The sequence below is a fragment of the Nocardia sp. NPDC047654 genome (assembly GCF_043205035.1).
In the GTDB taxonomy this organism is placed as follows: domain Bacteria; phylum Actinomycetota; class Actinomycetes; order Mycobacteriales; family Mycobacteriaceae; genus Nocardia.
On sequence record NZ_JBIDDF010000008.1, the window covers coordinates 234,158 to 251,892 of the forward strand.

A 17,735-nucleotide genomic window follows, 5' to 3' on the forward strand; every position below is an offset into this window, starting at 1 on the left:
GGTGACACGAACGCCGAGGGCATGAATTTCGAGCTCTCCGAAGACCAGGAGCTGATCCGGAAATCGGTGGCCGAGTTGTGCCGCAAGTTCGACGACCAGTACTGGATGGCCAAAGACCAGGCACACGAGTTCCCCACCGAGTTCTACGACGCCGTCGCGGGCGGCGGCTGGCTGGGCATCACCATCCCCGAGCAGTACGGCGGCCACGGCCTCGGCATCACCGAGGCCACCCTGCTCGCCGAAGAGGTGTCGCGCTCCGGCGGCGGGATGAACGCCGCCAGCTCGATCCACATGTCGATCTTCGGCATGCATCCCGTGGTGGTGCACGGTTGCGAGGAGTTGAAGCGACGGACTCTGCCGCGCATCGCGACCGGCGAGCTGCACGTGTGCTTCGGCGTGACCGAACCCGGCGCGGGCCTGGACACCCCGCGCATCACGACGTTCGCCCGTCGCGACGGCGACCACTACGTGGTGAACGGGCGCAAGGTGTGGATCTCGAAAGCGCAGGAATCGGAGAAGATCCTGTTGCTGACCCGCACCACCCCCTATGACGAGGTCGCCAAGAAGACCGACGGCATGACGCTGTTCCTCACCGACCTCGACCGCGCGCACGTCGACATCCGGCCGATCGCCAAGATGGGCCGCAACGCCGTCACCTCCAACGAGCTGTTCATCGACGACCTGCGCGTGCCGGTGGAGGATCGGGTCGGCGAGGAGGGCGCCGGATTCCGCTATCTGCTCGACGGATTGAACCCCGAGCGCATGCTGATCGCCGCCGAGGCGCTCGGCCTCGGCCGCGTCGCGCTGGACCGGGCGGTGCGGTACGCGAAGGAACGCGTGGTCTTCGACCGGCCGATCGGCATGAACCAGGGCATCCAGTTCCCCCTGGCCGATTCGCTGGCCCGGCTGGACGCGGCCGAGCTGATGCTGCGGAAGGCCACCTGGCGCTACGACAACGGGAAACCCTGTGGGCGCGAGGCGAACACGGCCAAATACCTGTGCGCCGACGCCGGATTCACCGCCGCCGACCGAGCGCTGCAGACACACGGCGGCATGGGATACGCCGAGGAATACCACGTGTCCCGTTACTTCCGGGAGGCGCGCGTGATGCGCATCGCCCCCGTCAGCCAAGAAATGATCTTGAACTACTTGGGTTCGCACGCCCTGGGATTGCCGAGGAGCTACTGATGGCGCAGCAGACATTGTTCGATCTCACCGGGCGTTCGGCGCTGGTCACGGGGGCCGCGGGCGGGATCGGCTCCGCGGTGGCGCAGGCGCTGGCCACCGCGGGCGCGGCCGTGCTGGTCACCGACGTCGACGGCGCGGCGGCCTGCGCCGTCGCGGAGAAGATCGTCGCGACCGGTGGCACCGCGGCAGGGCGGGCGCTGGACGTCTCCGACCGGAACTCCGCCGCGGCGGCCGCCGAGCAGGCCGCCGGACTCGCCGACGGCGTGCTGCACATCGTCGTGAACAACGCCGGGGTCACCGCACCGGCGATGTTCGCAGACACCACCGCGGAATCGGTGCGGCGGCTGTTCGACATCCACGCGCTGGGCACGATCAACTGCGCGCAGGGGGCGTTGCCGTTCCTGCCCACCGACGGCACCGGGCGGATCATCAACGTCACCTCCGCCGCGGGCATCGTCGGCACGCTCGGCCAGGTGAACTACTCCGCCGCCAAGGCCGCGATCATCGGCATCACCAAATCGCTGGCGAAGGAACTGGCGCGCAAGAACATCCTGGTCAACGCGCTCGCCCCGCTGGCGGCGACGCCGATGACGCACACCATCCGTACCGACGATCGGTTCTCCGAGCAGATGCTCAACCGGATCCTGTTGCGCCGCTGGGCCGAACCGGAGGAAGTCGCGGGCGCGTTCGTCTTCCTCGCCTCCGACGCCGCCTCCTTCATCACCGGCCAGGTGCTGCCGGTGGACGGCGGCACGGTGATCTGATGACCGCTCCCGCGCAGCGTCTCGCTCCGGACGGCGGGCGGTCCGGGCCCGGACCACTCGCCGGTATCACGGTGGTCGCCTTGGAACAGGCCGTATCCGCGCCGATGTGCACGCGCAGCTTGGCCGATTTCGGCGCCCGGGTGATCAAGGTGGAGCACCCGCAAGGCGGCGACTTCGCCCGGTACTACGACGACGTGGTGCTCGGGCAGGCCGCTCACTTCGTCTGGGTCAACCGCGGCAAGGAGTCGGTCACCCTCGACCTGAAATCGCCCGCAGGGGTGGACCTGCTGCACCGCTTGCTGAGCCGTGCCGACGTACTGGTGTCCAACCTCGCGCCCGGCGCCACCGCTCGCCTCGGTCTCGCGCCCACGGACCTGGCCGCGCGGCATCCGGACCTGATCGCGGTGGAGATCGACGGGTTCGGCGCGGGCGGGCCGCTGTCCCACAAACGCGCCTACGACCTGCTCGTCCAAGCCGAATCCGGCGTCTGCGCGGTGACGGGCACCGCGGACGCCCCGGCCAAACCCGGCCCGCCGGTCGCCGACGTCACCACGGGCCTGTACGCGGCGCTGGCGATCCTCGCCGCACTGTGCGGGCGCGGTCGGGGCGCGGCTCACGGCAACACCATCTCGGTGAGCCTCTTCGACACCATGGCCGAGATGATGGGCTATCACCTGACCTACGCGCGGCACACCGGCGTCGATCAGCAGCCGCTCGGGATGAGTTCGCCCGCCGTGGCGCCCTACGGCGCGTATCCCACCGCCGACGGGCGAACCGTGGTGCTGGGCACCACCAACGACCGCGAGTGGCAGCGGCTGGCGACCGACATCCTGGAGCGGCCGGATCTCGCCGCGGACGAACGATTCCGCAGCAACCCCGGGCGGGTGCGCCACCGCGGCGAGATCGACGACGCGATCGCCGCGTGGTGCCTGCGCCACGACCTGGCCCGGATCCAGAAGATCGCCGACGACGCCGGGATCGGCAACTCCTGCTACCACCGCCCCACGGAGGTGCTCGACCACCCGCAGCTCACCGAGCGCGACCGCTGGCGCAACATCGAGACCCCCGCGGGTCCGATCCCGTCGCTGCTGCCGCCCGCGATCCTCGCTGGGTTCGAGCCGCCGATGGGCCCGGTGCCCGGCCTCGGCGCGCACACCGACACCGTGCTCACCGAACTGGGTTGCACCGCGATGGATATCGAAGCGCTGCGGGATGCCGGAGTGCTCGGATCACGCCGATGACCGGCGAGTCCGTGCTGCTTTCGGAGGATCGCGACGGCGTGCGCACACTGACGCTGAACCGGCCGCACCGCAAGAACGCGATCGACGCCGAACTCTGGGCGGCGCTGGCCGACGCGCTGCGCGCCGCCGCGGCCGACCGCGCCGTGCGCGCCCTGGTGCTCACCGGCGCGGGCGGCGCGTTCTGTTCCGGCGCGGACATCTCTACGCCCGACAACGCGCACCCGGTCTACCGGATGCGCGCCCTCACCGACGTCGCGGTCCTGCTGCACGAACTGCCCCTGCCCACCGTCGCGAAAGTCACCGGCGTCGCGGTCGGCGCGGGTTGGAATCTGGCCCTGGGCTGCGATCTCGTGGTGGCCACCCCGCGATCGACGTTCGCGCAGATCTTCACCCGCCGCGGACTGTCGCTGGATCTGGGCGGCTCCTGGCTGCTGCCCCGGCTGATCGGCCTGCAACAGGCCAAGCGGCTGGCGCTGCTGGCCGAGACGATCGACGCCGAACAGGCTCGCGATCTGGGACTGGTCACCTGGGTGGTGGCACAGGAGGAGATCGACGGGTTCGTCACCGAACTCGCCGCGCGCCTGGCGGCCGGACCACCGGTGGCGCTGGCCCAGACCAAGGCGCTGCTGCACGAAGGCGCGGGCTCGACGCTGCGGGAAGCGCTCGCGGCCGAGTCCAGGGCGCAAGGACTGAACTTCGCCACCGCCGACGCCCCGGAGGCGTTCGCGGCCTTCGCCGAACGGCGCGAACCACGGTTCACCGGCGACTGGACCGTCCGGCGGCCGCCGATCCGTGCCGCCGGGAATTCCGAGAACGGGAGATGAGATGCGTGAGGTAGTCATCGCCGGGGCGGTCCGCACCGCCGTCGGCAAACGCAACGGAGGACTGTCCGGGGTGCACCCGGTCGACCTGTCCGCGCTGGTGCTCACCGCGCTGGCCGAGCGCTGCGCCCTCGATCCGGCGCTGATCGACGACGTGATCTGGGGTTGCGTCTCCCAGGTCGGCGACCAGTCCGGCAACATCGGCCGCTACGCCGTGCTGGCGGCGGGCTGGCCGGAAAGCGTTCCGGGCACCACGGTGAGCCGGGCCTGCGGTTCCAGCCAGCAAGCGCTTGATTTCGCGGCGCAAGCCGTGCTCTCCGGACAGCAGGACATCGTGGTCGCCGGAGGAGTCGAAGTGATGAGCCGGGTGCCGCTGAACGCGGCGAAGGCTTCCGGTGCTCCCTATGGGCCGAAAGCGTTGGCGCGCTACGACGGCTTCGCGTTCAATCAGGGCATCTCGGCCGAATTGATCGCGAAGAAGTGGGGATTCGGCCGCACCCGGCTCGACGAGTACTCCGCGCGTTCGCACGAGCGTGCCGCCGCCGCCCAGGACGCGGGCGCCTTCACCGACCAGATCGTGCCCGTGAGCACCGAAGCGGGCGTGGTGGACGCCGACGAGGGGATCCGACGCGGCACCACCGCGGCGAAGCTCGCCGGGCTGAAACCCGCGTTCCAAGACGACGGCGTGATCCACGCGGGCAACGCCTCGCAGATCTCCGATGGTGCGGCCGCCCTGTTGGTGACCACCCCGCGCAAGGCGCGCGAGCTGGGCCTGACGCCACTGGCCCGCTACCGCGCGGGCGCCGTAGCCGGCTCCGATCCGGTGCTGATGCTCACCGGCCCGATCCCCGCGACGGAGAAGGTGTTGCGCAAAGCGGGTCTCGCGCTGGCCGATATCGGCGTCTTCGAGGTGAACGAGGCGTTCGCGCCCGTCCCGCTCGCCTGGCTCACCGAGACCGGCGCCGACGAATCGCTGGTGAATCCACTGGGCGGAGCGATCGCGCTCGGGCACCCGCTCGGCGGATCCGGCGCCGTCCTGCTGACCCGGATGCTGCATCACATGCGCGACAACGGCATTCGCTACGGCTTGCAGACCATGTGCGAGGGCGGCGGCACCGCCAACGCCACCGTCGTCGAACTGATGTCCTGAACGGGAGGCCCGCCGTGCGACGAGAACTGTTCACTGCCGACCACGAGGCGTTCCGGCAGCTGGTCCGGGATTTCGTGGAGAAGCGGATCGTGCCGGACTACTCCGTGTGGGAGAAGGACGGCAGGATGCCGCGCGAGATCTTCACCGAGATGGGCGAACTCGGGCTGCTCGGCTTCGCGGTACCCGAGGAACACGGGGGAGCGGGCATTCGCGACTACCGCTACAACGTGATCCTGCAAGAAGAGGCGGCCCGGGCCCTGGTCACCCTCGGCACCGTGCGCACCCAGCTCGACGTCATCCTGCCGTACCTCCTGGAGTACGCCGACGCCGCGCAACGGCGGCGATGGTTTCCCGGACTGGCGTCGGGGCAGTCGCTCACCGCGATCGCCATGACCGAGCCGGGAACGGGCTCGGATCTGGCGGGGATGCGAACCAGCGCGGTGCGCGACGGCGACGACTATGTGCTCAACGGCGCCAAGACCTTCATCACCGGCGGTCTGCTCGCGGACCTGGTGATCGTGGTGGCCCGCACGTCCACCGACCCGGACAACCGCCGCGCGGGGCTCACCCTGCTGGTGGTGGAGGACGGAATGCCCGGCTTCACCCGCGGCCGCATGCTGGAGAAGATGGGCTGCAAGGTGCAGGACACCATGGAGCTGTCGTTCCACGACGTCCGGGTACCGGTCGCCAACCGGCTCGGCGCCGAGGGCGCGGCGTTCGGCTATCTCGGGCACAATCTGCCCCAGGAACGGCTCACCGTCGCGGTCGGCTCGGTCGCGCAGGCGCGTGCCGCGATCACCGCGACCGTCGACTACACCAAGCAGCGCAAGGCATTCGGCACCCCGGTCGCCTCGTTCCAGAACACGAAGTTCGAACTCGCCGCGATGTCCGCGGAAGTGGAAGCGGCGCAGACGATGGTCGACCGTGCGGTGCTCGACCTGGTCGAGGGCGTGTTGTCCGGAGCGGACGCCGCCCGCGTCAAGCTCTTCTGCACGGAGGTACAGGCTCGCGTCGTGGACCGCTGCCTGCAATTGTTCGGCGGGTACGGGTACATGATGGAGTATCCGATCGCCCGGTTGTACACCGACGCGAGGGTGGCGCGAATCTACGCGGGCACCAGCGAGGTCATGAAGATGATCGTGGCCCGGGACCTGGGCTTGTCCTGAACAGCGCAGTGCGACGTAACGGCTCTGGCGTGGCGACGGATAAGACGTGCAGCCGGGCTGGTGTTCTGGAGGTTCCGGTGAAGGGGCGAGCCGCAGTGCAACTGGGCATGCCGATCAGTGAACAGCAGAGGGGAACTCATGCGCTCGGTCACCAGGTTTGTCACAGCCGCCGCAGCCGCCGTAGTGGCCTGCGTCCCGGCATTCGTCTTCGCGGGCACCGCCTCAGCGGAGGCCGTCGATCTCCCGGTCCTCTACACCACGGCGACCGAAGCGGGCGTGTGCTACGGGACGATCCGCGGGAACGTGGATCAGGACTCCTCCTCGGGACTCCATCTCACCAGCGCCTTCGAAGGCATCGGTACTTGCGCGACCACCGCCTACGTCTCCTGGCACAACATCGATACCGGCGCCCGCGGCAACACCACCATCAAATTGGTCGGCTCGTGGTACAACTCGGCCACCATCCCGTCGGGTCCCGGCCACATCGAATTGTCCGTCACCACCAAGGAATTCTTCCACTCTCCCGATTCGGTCCAGGTGCAGTACGTCATCCCGGGATAGACCACCGGCAGGCGGCGTCCGCCGCGAACGTGCTCGCGGACATCGGCCGTTGTCTACCGTGAAATAACCACCCGCCGGGACGAGCCCGCGGCACCGCCATCTCGCGGGAGGCGGGCACCGCACCGCTGGGGACAGTCGTCGAGCTGCGCCACAATACGTCGCGTGAACGCAACACGCCCCGGTCCCAACCGAAGCCGACCACGCGGCCAGGCGCCTGCGCCGCAGGCGGCTGTTCCGGACGAGGCGGGGGAGAATCGCCTCGCCCTGGCCGCGACGACCGACGCCCTGATAGCGCTGATCGTCGGATTGGCGTTGTCGCAGCGTGTCTTTCCTGCCTCCGACGGTGTCGCGGAATTCCTCGGCGCGTTCGTTCCGTGCGTGCTCGCGGTGTCATTCGCCAACCACGTACTCGGCACACTCCTGTTGCGCGGCAGTCTCGCGAAACTGGTGTTCGGAATGCGGGTAGTGCGATGGAAGGACGGCCGACGTCCGCGTATATGGCAGACGGTCGCACGATGGTTGTTCGGATTCGTGGTGATCGGGCTGCAATACCTGCTCGAAGGCGCGAGCGTAGGCCAAGCCTGCGGGTTGCGTACGGTGCGCCGCCGCGACCAGCGCCACCGGCATAGGAATCAGCGGCAACTCGTGTAGGCACCGAACTCACCAGACCTGCGTTCGAAAGCGGCCGAACAGCGCAACTATCGCGTCCCTTTCCCGCCGGAGTCCTGGGCTCGGTGCTCGTAGCGTCGGTGCGATGAAAACGGATTCGACTCCGGACACGCGGGGCACCGCGCTGCGGACACCCGTCGTTTGGTTCATGTCGCTGGCGGCCGCGCTCGGCACCGCGACCATCTATCCGCTGCAACCGGCCATCGCGGAAGTCGCCGGTTCGCTACACGCCTCACTCGCGGCGGTCGGCACCGCTCTGGCGTGCGGGTCGCTCGGCTATCTGGTGGGGCTGGCGCTGCTGGTACCGCTGGTCGACCGGTTCTCGCCGCGGGTGGTGCTGTCGGCCCAGTTCGGCACCCTGGCCATCGCTCTGGCGGCGAGCGCGGTGGTCGATTCGGCCTGGCTGCTCGGCTTGGTCGTCGGCCTGATCGGGGCGGGATCATCGGTCGGTGCGCAATTGAGTTCGGTGGCGGGACGTCTCGCGCGACCACGACGGCGGGCCACTGTCCTTGGCGTCGTCACGGCGGGCATTTCGGCGGGGATCCTCGCGGGGCGGATCGTCGGAGGTTGGTTGACGGATGCGATCGGTTGGCGCGGAACGCTTCTCGCGTTCGCGGTGGCGTGCGCGGCTGTCGCGGTCACCGCCCGGTTCGCGCTTCCCGCCGTAGCGGGGAATGCCACGGTGGGTTACCTGGCAACGGTGCGCGGACTTCCCGGACTACACGGCCGGTATCCGGCCCTGCGCCTGGCGGCCGGTCGCGGCGCCCTTTGGTTCTTCGCCTTCTGCACGATCTGGGCCGGACTCCCGGTCGCGCTGTCCCAGCCGCCGTTCTCGTACTCGCCCGAACGGATCGGCATGTACGCCTTCGCCGGACTCCTCGGTGTCGCCGCCACTCGCATCTCGGGGGCGTGGACCGACCGCATCGGCGCGCGGCGGGTGATCGCGATCGGGCTCGTGCTCGCCATCGCCGCCTCGGCGGCTCTGGGCGCCTTCCTGTCGAATACGGTCGTAACCCTCGTCTGCCTCGGCCTCTTCGACGCAGGACTGTTCGCGGCCCAGGTAGCGAACCAGAGCACGGTCCTCGCCATCGACCCGGCCGCCCCGGCTCGCTTCAACAGCGCCTACATGATCGTCTACTTCATCGGCGGCAGCTGCGGCGCCGCGTTCGGCGCCGCCGCCGTCGGCTGGTTCGGCTGGCCCGCCACCGCCGCACTCGCCGCCGCGGCCATCGCTACCGCCATGGCGGTCACCCTGACCACTTCGCGCACCGGACCCGATCTCCGGGCGGTTGCGGGATGGCGCGCAGGAGATCGTGCCGGCGTGCGGGATGTGTCGGCGATGGACGGTAGGTAACCGTTTGGACGGTGTGGGCCGTCGTCGATGTTTCGGCGATACCCTGGGCAGTGGTGAAAGGTGCGCGCATGTTGCCTGCTGTCGGAGACATGCTGGTGGGGTCACGCCCGAGCGATGACCGATGACGATCCGCTGCGGACACGCCGTGAGGTGACAACGCCTCTCACGGCGGAGCTGGCCGCGGCTGGTTTCGAGAACGCGGTGGAGATCGGTCGCGGGGGTTTCGGTGTGGTGTATCGCTGCCGACAGGTTGCGCTGGACCGGACGGTAGCGGTAAAGGTCCTGTCCGCGGAACTGGACGCCGACAACCAGGCCCGGTTCGCGCGGGAGCAGCGCGCGATGGGCAGGTTGACGGCGCATCCGAACATCGTCACCGTGCTGGAGACCGGTGCGATCGGTAGCGGGCAGCCCTACCTGGTGATGCCGTATCACCCGCTGAACTCGCTGGATGCGTGGATACGACAGCACGGCCCGCTTCCTCTGGAGAGGGTGTTGTCGATCGGAGTGAAGATCGCCGGTGCACTGGCCAGCGCGCATCGCCTCGATATCGTGCATCGGGACGTGAAACCGGGAAACATCCTGCTCACCGAGTACGGGGAGCCGGCGCTGACCGATTTCGGTATCGCGCATATCGCCGGCGGATTCCAGACCGCTGCGGGCATTGTGACCGGGTCGCCCGCGTTCACCGCCCCGGAAGTGCTGGAAGGCGTCGATCCGACCCCGGCCGCGGACGTCTACGGGCTCGGCGCCACGCTGTTCTGCGCGCTGACCGGCCATGCCGCGTTCGAGCGGCACAGCGGGGAGAACGTGGTGGCGCAGTTCGTCCGGATGTCCACCCAGCCGGTGCCGGACCTACGGGAGAAAGGTATCCCCGAGGACGTGTCGGCGCTGGTGGAAGCCGCGATGAGCCGAGACCGCCGCGAGCGGCCCTCGGCCGCGGCGCTGGGCGAGGCCATCCGGCAGATGCAGCAGGACCGCGGGTTCTCGGTAGGGGAGATGGCGTTGCTGGGCGAATCGGATCTCGAGCACCCCGACGAGATGCTCGGGCGTCGGGGCGAGAAGCCACCGTCGCGGGGGTGGCGTACACCGACGGCGGCCGCGCGGAACCAAAGCGGCGAGCTGCCGCTCGAGTTGACCAGTTTCGTCGGCAGGCGCGCCGAAGTGTCGCAACTGAAGAAATTGCTGTCGGCCTCCCGGCTGGTGACGTTGACCGGCATCGGAGGTGTCGGCAAGACACGGCTGGCGCTGCGCACAGCGACGCAGTCGCGCCGCGATTTCGCCGACGGGGTGTGGCTGGTCGAGCTGGCCGAGGTGTCGGATCCAGCCCTGCTGGTCGACGTGGTCGCAGCCGCCCTCGGCGTACGGAACCAGTCGGCTACGCCGCTGCTCGAGGTTCTGATCGACTTCCTGAGTTCGCGCGAAACGCTGGTCGTGATGGACAACTGCGAGCACGTGGTGGAGGCCGTAGCCGGGCTGACGGAGACGTTGCTGCGGACTTGTCCGGATCTGCGGGTCCTGGCCACCAGCCGGGAACCGCTGAACATCGCCGGAGAGACGGTGCTGCGGGTGGCGCCGTTGCTGGTGCCGGAGCCGGGACGGGAGCCGACCCTGGCGGGGTTACCGCGCTTCGACGCGGTGACGTTGTTCGCCGACCGCGCCGCGGCCGCGGTGCCGGACTTCGAGCTCGACGAAAACAACAAGTCCGCCGTCGCCGGAATCTGCGCTCAGGTGGACGGGTTGCCGCTGGCGATCGAGCTCGCCGCGGCCCGGATGCGCACCATGTCGCCGGAGCAGATCCTGGCCCGGCTCACCGACCGGTACGCGCTGCTCACCCGCGGCAGCCGCACCGCCCCCGCGCGGCAGCAAACGCTGCGGTGGTGTATCGCCTGGAGCTACGAGTTGTGCACCCGCGCCGAACAGCGGCTGTGGGCGCGGCTGTCGGTGTTCGCCGGCAGTTTCGAACTCGACGCCGCCGAAGAAATCTGTGGTACCGACATGATGGCACTCGACTCCGCTGCGCGAAGTCCGCTGGATGTGCTGTCGGCCCTCGTGGACAAATCGATCCTGATCCGGGAGCAATCGCATTCCGTCGTGCGCATCCGGATGCTCGAGACTTTGCGAGACTACGGCCGGGAGAAACTGCGGGAATCCGGCGAGGACACCGAGCTTCGCCGTAGGCACCGCGACTGGTACCAACGCATGGCGCTGAACGCCGAAGCCGAGTGGATCAGCCCCCGGCAGCCCGACTGGATCGCCCGGCTCGAACGTGAACAACCCAACCTGCGCGAAGCGCTCGAATCCTGCCTGACCGACAACAGCCGGGCAGCGGCTGAAGCAGGGTTGCGCATCGCCTCGGCGCTGCACGAGTTCTGGAGCTTTCGCGGCCTGCACGGGGAAGGCCGATTCTGGATCGACCGCGTCCTCGCCCACCCCGGCGCGCAATCGATACCCGACCGCATCAGTGCCCTGCGCGCGGCCTGCGAGGTTGCCGCGCCACAGGGGGATTTCCAGGCCACCGCCGCTTTCCTGGCGGAGGGGCGAGCACTCGCCGCCCAAGACCCCACCCCCGCCATCGAGGGACAGCTTGCCTACGCCACCGGCATCGTCGCACTCGCCAGGGGCGAAGCGGCCGACGCGTCCTCGTCCCTCGAACAGGCGGTGGAGCTGCTCAGCGCTGACCGAACGGGAGAACTCTACGTCAGCGCGCTGGCCATCCTCGCATGGTCATACGAACTGCGCGGCGACATGACCCGGGCGTCCGAGCATTACCGGCGAGTGCTTTCCATCACCGAAGCCCAAGGCGAACTGCTCTATCGTTCGACTGCGTTGCGCGGCTTGGGCGTCGCCGCACGCCAGCAGGGCGACCGAGACCGTGCCCAACGGTTGCTGGAGGAGGCGTTGCGAATCAATCGGCGGTCCAACAGTCCGGTGCTCACCGCGTTCGGCATCGAGGCGCTGGCCTGGACGGTCGCCGACCGGGGCGACGTCGAACGCGCCGCTGTGCTGCTGGGAGCCGCCCAGGGAAACTGGCTGGCGGGCGGCAGCGTGCGCGCCGTCTTGCTGAGCATGTCGCGCTTTCACAAGGAATGCGAGCGAACGACGCGAGGCGCGCTCGGTGCTCGCAGATTCGACGCCGCCTTTCGGCAAGGCCAGGCGATGGGAGTGGACGCCGCCGTCGCGTACGCGCTCGGGGAGCAGCCCACCGACGCGGCGGTCGCGTCGGGCCCGGCTGCGCGGCTGACCAAGCGGGAGCGGCAGGTCGCCGACCTCGTCGCCCAAGGGCTCAGCAACAAGCAGATCGCCAACAAGTTGGTGGTTTCGCAACGTACCGTCCAGGGCCATGTCGAACACATCCTGACCAAACTCGGCTTCACCTCACGCACTCAGATCGCGGCCTGGTTCGTGGAGCAAGCCCGGCAAGCGAGTTCTTGACCTCGATCGGACCGGGACGACTCCCCGAAGCCACCTCAGTCCTCTCGCGATCCTCGCGAGCAATTCTCCGGCGCCGCTCGGCCTGCGATCATCCCGCGATCTTCACGATCGAGCGGACTCGGGGCGACTCGGCCGCCGACCGCCCACGATTCGCAGCGCGAGGTCCGCGTAATAGTCGCCGATGTCCTCCGGCGACCAGGAACCACCCTCGTGATACCAGCGCGCGATATCTATTCCGAGCGAAAGCAGAGCGGTCGCGGCCATATGGATATTCGAGTTCTCGAACACCCCGGCGGCCGCCCCTCGCTCGATCAGGCTCCGGACCTCTCCTTCGATGGCACGTCGGGTCTCCTTGATCTCCTGTTGATGTTCTGGGCTGAGAGCGGCGAGTTCGTAGTTGATGATGCGGGCGACGGTATGGGCGCGTGCGTGATGGATCGTGAACTCCCTCATCACGGCGATCAGTTGCTCGGCGGGGTCTTGTGCCGAAGCGATGGCGGCGCGGACGCGCTCCAGGGTGTCCAGGTGACCGGCGCGCGAGATCTGGTAGAGCAACTCTTCCTTGGAACGGTGGTAGACGTAGATCGCCCCCGTGCTCACTCCGGCGATCGATGTGATGTCGCGGGTCGTCGAGCCGTGGAAGCCGCGTTCGGCGAAGGCGACCACCGCCGCGTCCAGCAGCCGCGCTCGGGTCTGGTCCGCGCGCGAGCGGTCCTCTGTATCGGTCACCTGGACAGTATGGCTCTACACGGCGAGCACGAGTTTGCCGGTGTTGGCGCCCGTGAACAGCATGTTCAAGGTTTCACCGAAGCGAGCTACCCCGCCGTCCACGACGTGCTCCCTGCTCTTGATCCTGCCCTCGGCCAGCCACCCGGAGATCTCCGCGACCGCCTCACCGTAACGATCCGCGTAGTCGAAAACGACGAAGCCCGTCATGGACGCCCGGTTGACGAGCAGTGACATATACCGCGAAGGTCCAGGAGGGAGCTTCTCCGCGTTGTACGCCGAGATCGCACCGCAGATGACGATGCGGGCGCCACGCCGGAGATTGGCGAGCGCGGCATCGAGGATGTCACCGCCGACATTGTCGAAATAGACGTCGATCCCCTTCGGAGCGGCCTCCCGCAGCCGCAGCAGGACGTTCTCACTCCGATAGTCGATGGCCGCATCGAAGCCGAGTTCCTCGGTCAGCATCCGGCATTTCTCGGCGCCGCCCGCGATCCCGATCACCGTCGCGCCTTTGATCTTCGCGATCTGACCGGCGATGCTGCCGACGGCACCTGCGGCCGCGGAGACCACCACCGTGTCTCCGGCTCGCAGGTCACCGACCTCGAGCAAGCCGAAATAGGCTGTCATTCCCGGCATTCCCAGGGTGCCCAACCAGGTCGGACCGCCCGCCGCGGTCAAATCGACCTTCTGCACCCCGCGGCCGTCGTGGATCGCGTATTCGGTCACGCCGAAGGTTCCGCTGACGGCGTCGCCGACGGCGAAGTCCGGATGCGTCGACTCCACAACGGTCGCGATATCCAGCGACCGCATGACCTCCCCGACCCCGACCGGAGGCACATATGACCGCACGTCGTTGAGCCAGCCGCGCATGGCCGGATCGAGGGAGATGAAATCCACCTCGACCAGGATCTGGCCCGGGGAGAGCGCGGGCAGTTCCTCGGTCGTCAGGTTCCAAGTGCCCGCGTCGGGCAGCCCCGACGGCCGTTTCGCCAGTCGCACCTGCTGGGTTGTCGTCACGTGTTCTCCTCCTCCTGATCGGTCGTCACGGCACCAGCACCGCGACCGTCTCGGCTACACACGCGGGCTTGTCCGAGCCCTCGAGTTCCACGGTCACTCGGATCACCGCCTGCGATCCGATCGTGCCCGGCACGAGCGAGACCAGCTCGACACCGGCTCGCACCCGGGATCCGGCCGGGACCGGAGTCGGAAATCGCACCTTGTTGGTGCCGTAGTTGACGCCCATCGATAGGCCCCGCACCGCGTACACCTGTCCGGCCAGCATCGGCACCATCGACAGGGTGAGAAACCCGTGTGCGACGGTGGTGCCGAACGGTCCGGCGGCGGCCTTCGCGGGATCCACATGGATCCATTGGTGATCCCCGGTAGCTTCGGCGAAGCGATCGATTCGTTCCTGGGTCACCGCGTGCCAATCGCTGTAGCCGAGGTGGGTTCCGACGGCGGACGCCAGCTCGGACAGGCCATGAAATACCCGCACAGGTCTCCCTCCGTTCAGTTCCGCGGGCCGCCGGCCACGTAGATCACCTGGCCGGACACGAATCCGGCGCCCTCGCTCACCAGGAACGACACGGTGTGCGCGACGTCGGCGGGAGTGCCGGTACGGGCGACCGGAATCTGGGCGGCCATTGCCGTCTTGAACTCCTCGAAGGGAATGTTCATCCGGGCGGCGGTGGCCGCGGTCATCTCCGTCTCGATGAAACCCGGGGCGACCGCGTTCGCGGTGACGCCGAACTTGCCGAGTTCGAGTGCGAGCGTCTTGGTGAATCCCTGCAAGCCGGCCTTGGCGGCCGCGTAGTTGGCCTGGCCACGGTTGCCGAGTGCCGACGTGCTCGACAGGTTCACGATGCGACCCCACCTCTGCTCGATCATGTGCGCCTGCACCGCCCGGGCCAGCAGGAACGACCCGCGCAGGTGCACATTCAGGACGGCATCCCAGTCGTCGACACTCATCTTGAACAGCAGATTGTCGCGCAGGATCCCGGCGTTGTTGACCAGCACCGCCGGTGCGCCGAGTTCGGCGGCCACGCGATCGACCGCCCGGGTGACCGCGGCCTCGTCGGAAACGTCGACACCGACCGCGAGCGCGCGGCCATCGGCGGACTCGATCTCGTCGACGACCGTCTTGCAGGCGGACTCGTCCAGGTCGAGCACGGCTACCGCCATACCGTCAGCGGCCAGCCGCCGGGCGACGGCGGCCGCCGATTCCGCGAGCGGCGCCGGTGACGACCGCGATCCGCTGTGTCGGTTCGGTCATGAATTCTCCTCGAAGATGTGATTGCGGTGGAAACTGCTGGGCTCAGGGCGTGTAGACCACGCGGCCGACGGTCTCGCCGTCCGCGAGTCGCTGCACGGCGTCGGCGACGTCCTCCAGTCCCAGCCGGGCACTGACCAGCGGGCGGATCGCACCATCGGCGGCGAGTGCGCTCAGCGCGCGGTGGCATTCGGCGACGGCGGCGGGATCCTGGGTGTTGTACAAACCCCAGTGCAAACCGAGAATCGAATAGTTCTTGATCAGTGCGTGATTCAACGCGGCGGTTTGTATTTCGCCGCCGGCGAACCCGACGATCACGATGCGGCCCTCGAAGGCGACGCATTTCGTGGACCGCTGGTACACCTCGCCGCCGACCGGGTCGTAGATCACGTCGGCACCACGACCGCCGGTGACGTCCTTGACGACGTCGACGAAGTCCCGCTGGTGACGATCGATGACCACGTCGGCACCCAAATCCCTGGCGTAGGCCGCCTTTTCGGCACCGCCGACAACTCCGATCACCCGTGCGCCCGCGGCCTTGCCGAGCTGAATCGCGGCGCTGCCCACGCCACCCGCCGCGGCATGCACCAGGAGGGTCTCGCCCTTCGACAATCCGGCGCGCCGATGTAACCCGAACCAGCCGGTCTGGTAGCCGATGAACAGCGCGGCCGCCTCCGCGTCATCCAGCGACGGCGGCGCGGCGAACGTCTGGGCGGCCTCCAACACGGCGAATTCCGCGAAACCACCGTGGGGCAGCGCCGCGCCCCCGAGCACCCGGTCCCCCACAGCGATCCCGGCCACGTCGGCGCCGAGCGCCACCACTTCGCCGCACAATTCGACGCCGGGCGTGAACGGCAACGGCGGCCGGACCTGATAGCGGCCGCGGCACATCAGCACATCGGGAAAGTTCGCCGCGGCGCCGGAGACCCGCACGACAACCTGGCTCGGCCCGGGCTCCGGAACTTCCACGTCATCGAGCCGCAGCGCCGCGCTCGGTTCGCCCAGCTCGTGGACGCGCCATGCCTTCATCCGCGCCATCTCAGACCCCACCCGTCAGCGTGACGCCGCCGTCCACGACCAGCAACTGCCCCGTCAGCCAGCTCGCGTCCTCGGAGAGCAGAAACGCCACCACACTGCCGATGTCCTCGGGCACGCCGAGCCGCTTCAGCGGATAGGCCGCGGCGACCTCGTCCTCTCGGCCGTCGTAGAGAGCGGTGGCGAACTTCGTCTTCACCACCGCCGGGGCGACGGCGTTGACGCGCAGATTCGGGCCGAGTTCGACCGCCAGTTCCTGGGTGATGTGCGTGAGCATCGCCTTGCTCGAACCGTAGAAGCCGATGCCCGGCGCGGGCTTGACACCGGCGACCGACGACACGTTCACGATCGCGCCCCCGAAGTCCTTCATCCAGGCCCGGTACGTCTGCTGCACCCACGACAGCGCGGCCAGACAGTTGACCTCGACGATCTTGCGGGCCACCTCCAACGGCAGATCGACCATCGGCCCGAACGCCGGGTTGATGCCGGTGTTGTTGACGAGGAGATCGGCGCTTCCGAATGTGCCGATCGCGCGCGCGACCGTCTCCGCCTGGTGCTCGACGTCATCGGCACGGCCCGCGACGGCCAGCGCGCGGCCGGGGCCGCCCAGTGCTTCCACCGCTTCGTCGAGGGCGTCCTGTTTGCGGGCGGTGATGACCACTCTCGCCCCCTCGTCCACCAAGCGCTGCGCGATGCCGAGCCCGATGCCCCGGCTCGCGCCGGTGACTATCGCTGTCTTGCCTTCGAATCTGTTCATCAATGAGTCCTTTTGCGGATCGGCGGTTACGACAAGTCCTCGAGCGCCATCGCCGTGCCCCGACCGCCGCCGACACACATCGTCCCCGGGCTGATCTGCTTGTCGGGCAACTGCTCCGCCGGGACGGCCCGCCCGATCCGCGCCCCCGAGTCGTCGGGCCGGAGATCCCGCAACGAACCCTTGCCGGCGCGACCGATCGGCGACCGGGCGGCAGAGACGATGACGGCTTCGGGCATGAATGCGAACCTTCCGAGCAAGTTACTGAGCGCTTGTTAACCTCTCGACACCATGCTGGACGGACCGGCGGTGGTCAATACGTCAGAGCCGATTCGAACTGTGACACAGGTCACATTCCCGGCCGTAGCCCCTCGACGGACAGCTATTGGCAGTCAGCCCCGCCCGTGCCGGTGGCATCGGTTCACAGCAGATCGTCCGATCGCCCGGCCTGTCTGTGCGGCTGTGGACTCGAGTCACCATTCTCGACCGGCCCGTGCCGGTGTCGCTGGGGGGTGTCCCTATCGTGTTCGTCAAGCTGCTGAGGTTGCGGGTGTCCGGTAGGGCTGTTTGTTGCGGAGCATGGCGAACAGGACGTCGCAGCG

16 protein-coding genes and 1 pseudogene are annotated in these 17,735 nt (G+C 68.5%); 10 read left to right on the forward strand and 7 right to left on the reverse strand.

The window, feature by feature from the left end; all coding sequences use genetic code 11:
* Positions 1 to 21 precede the first annotated feature (21 nt).
* The 10 genes from ACGF7Y_RS22145 (at position 22) to ACGF7Y_RS22190 (ending at position 12,346) form a co-directional block, all read left to right on the forward strand.
* Entirely contained in the window at positions 22 to 1,188 is a 1,167-nt protein-coding gene (locus tag ACGF7Y_RS22145; protein ID WP_393236492.1) for an acyl-CoA dehydrogenase family protein, read from the forward strand.
* On the forward strand, positions 1,188 to 1,952 hold the full coding sequence (locus tag ACGF7Y_RS22150; RefSeq protein ID WP_393236463.1) for an SDR family NAD(P)-dependent oxidoreductase: 765 nt from the start codon (positions 1,188 to 1,190) through the stop codon (positions 1,950 to 1,952). Before ACGF7Y_RS22145 ends, ACGF7Y_RS22150 begins: the two co-directional genes overlap by 1 nt.
* Positions 1,952 to 3,193, forward strand: coding sequence for a CaiB/BaiF CoA transferase family protein (locus ACGF7Y_RS22155; RefSeq protein ID WP_393236464.1), 1,242 nt, complete (start codon positions 1,952 to 1,954; stop codon positions 3,191 to 3,193). The genes ACGF7Y_RS22150 and ACGF7Y_RS22155 overlap by 1 nt, the downstream gene beginning before the upstream one ends.
* Complete coding sequence (locus tag ACGF7Y_RS22160; RefSeq protein WP_393236465.1) at positions 3,190 to 4,017, forward strand: enoyl-CoA hydratase/isomerase family protein; 828 nt, start codon at positions 3,190 to 3,192, stop codon at positions 4,015 to 4,017. The genes ACGF7Y_RS22155 and ACGF7Y_RS22160 overlap by 4 nt, the downstream gene beginning before the upstream one ends.
* Before the next feature lies 1 nt (position 4,018).
* Positions 4,019 to 5,164, forward strand: coding sequence for a thiolase family protein (locus ACGF7Y_RS22165; protein WP_393236466.1), 1,146 nt, complete (start codon positions 4,019 to 4,021; stop codon positions 5,162 to 5,164).
* A gap of 14 nt (positions 5,165 to 5,178) precedes the next feature.
* Positions 5,179 to 6,330 carry an acyl-CoA dehydrogenase family protein gene (locus ACGF7Y_RS22170; RefSeq protein WP_393236467.1) on the forward strand — a complete coding sequence of 384 codons (1,152 nt, stop codon included), beginning with the start codon at positions 5,179 to 5,181 and terminating at the stop codon, positions 6,328 to 6,330.
* 138 nt (positions 6,331 to 6,468) lie between these two features.
* Entirely contained in the window at positions 6,469 to 6,891 is a 423-nt protein-coding gene (locus ACGF7Y_RS22175; RefSeq protein WP_393236468.1) for a hypothetical protein, read from the forward strand.
* Between the two features lie 162 nt (positions 6,892 to 7,053).
* A complete protein-coding gene (locus ACGF7Y_RS22180; RefSeq protein ID WP_393236469.1) occupies positions 7,054 to 7,542 on the forward strand; it encodes an RDD family protein in 489 nt (162 codons plus the stop codon).
* A gap of 103 nt (positions 7,543 to 7,645) precedes the next feature.
* On the forward strand, positions 7,646 to 8,914 hold the full coding sequence (locus ACGF7Y_RS22185) for an MFS transporter (protein WP_393236470.1): 1,269 nt from the start codon (positions 7,646 to 7,648) through the stop codon (positions 8,912 to 8,914).
* Between the two features lie 114 nt (positions 8,915 to 9,028).
* Positions 9,029 to 12,346, forward strand: a complete 3,318-nt coding sequence (locus ACGF7Y_RS22190) for a protein kinase (protein ID WP_393236471.1) — start codon at positions 9,029 to 9,031, stop codon at positions 12,344 to 12,346.
* Between the two features lie 102 nt (positions 12,347 to 12,448).
* Here ACGF7Y_RS22190 and ACGF7Y_RS22195 read toward each other — a convergent pair whose 3' ends face one another.
* From ACGF7Y_RS22195 to ACGF7Y_RS22225, 7 genes and pseudogenes are all read right to left on the reverse strand, one after another.
* The gene (locus ACGF7Y_RS22195; RefSeq protein ID WP_393236472.1) at positions 12,449 to 13,075 is read right to left on the reverse strand and encodes a TetR family transcriptional regulator; all 627 of its coding nucleotides are present in this window, start codon (positions 13,073 to 13,075) and stop codon (positions 12,449 to 12,451) included.
* A gap of 15 nt (positions 13,076 to 13,090) precedes the next feature.
* Positions 13,091 to 14,092 carry an NADP-dependent oxidoreductase gene (locus tag ACGF7Y_RS22200; protein WP_393236473.1) on the reverse strand — a complete coding sequence of 334 codons (1,002 nt, stop codon included), beginning with the start codon at positions 14,090 to 14,092 and terminating at the stop codon, positions 13,091 to 13,093.
* 25 nt (positions 14,093 to 14,117) lie between these two features.
* Entirely contained in the window at positions 14,118 to 14,570 is a 453-nt protein-coding gene (locus ACGF7Y_RS22205; protein WP_393236474.1) for a MaoC family dehydratase, read from the reverse strand.
* Between the two features lie 14 nt (positions 14,571 to 14,584).
* Positions 14,585 to 15,347, reverse strand: a pseudogene (gene fabG / locus ACGF7Y_RS22210) (3-oxoacyl-ACP reductase FabG).
* A 42-nt stretch (positions 15,348 to 15,389) separates the two neighbouring features.
* Complete coding sequence (locus tag ACGF7Y_RS22215) at positions 15,390 to 16,373, reverse strand: NADPH:quinone oxidoreductase family protein (RefSeq protein WP_393236475.1); 984 nt, start codon at positions 16,371 to 16,373, stop codon at positions 15,390 to 15,392.
* Positions 16,374 to 16,383: 10 nt separating this feature from the next.
* Positions 16,384 to 17,139 (reverse strand): SDR family oxidoreductase, encoded by a 756-nt coding sequence (locus ACGF7Y_RS22220; RefSeq protein ID WP_393236476.1) that lies wholly within the window; start codon positions 17,137 to 17,139, stop codon positions 16,384 to 16,386.
* A gap of 23 nt (positions 17,140 to 17,162) precedes the next feature.
* Positions 17,163 to 17,372, reverse strand: a complete 210-nt coding sequence (locus ACGF7Y_RS22225) for a hypothetical protein (protein WP_393236493.1) — start codon at positions 17,370 to 17,372, stop codon at positions 17,163 to 17,165.
* Positions 17,373 to 17,735: the final 363 nt, after the last annotated feature.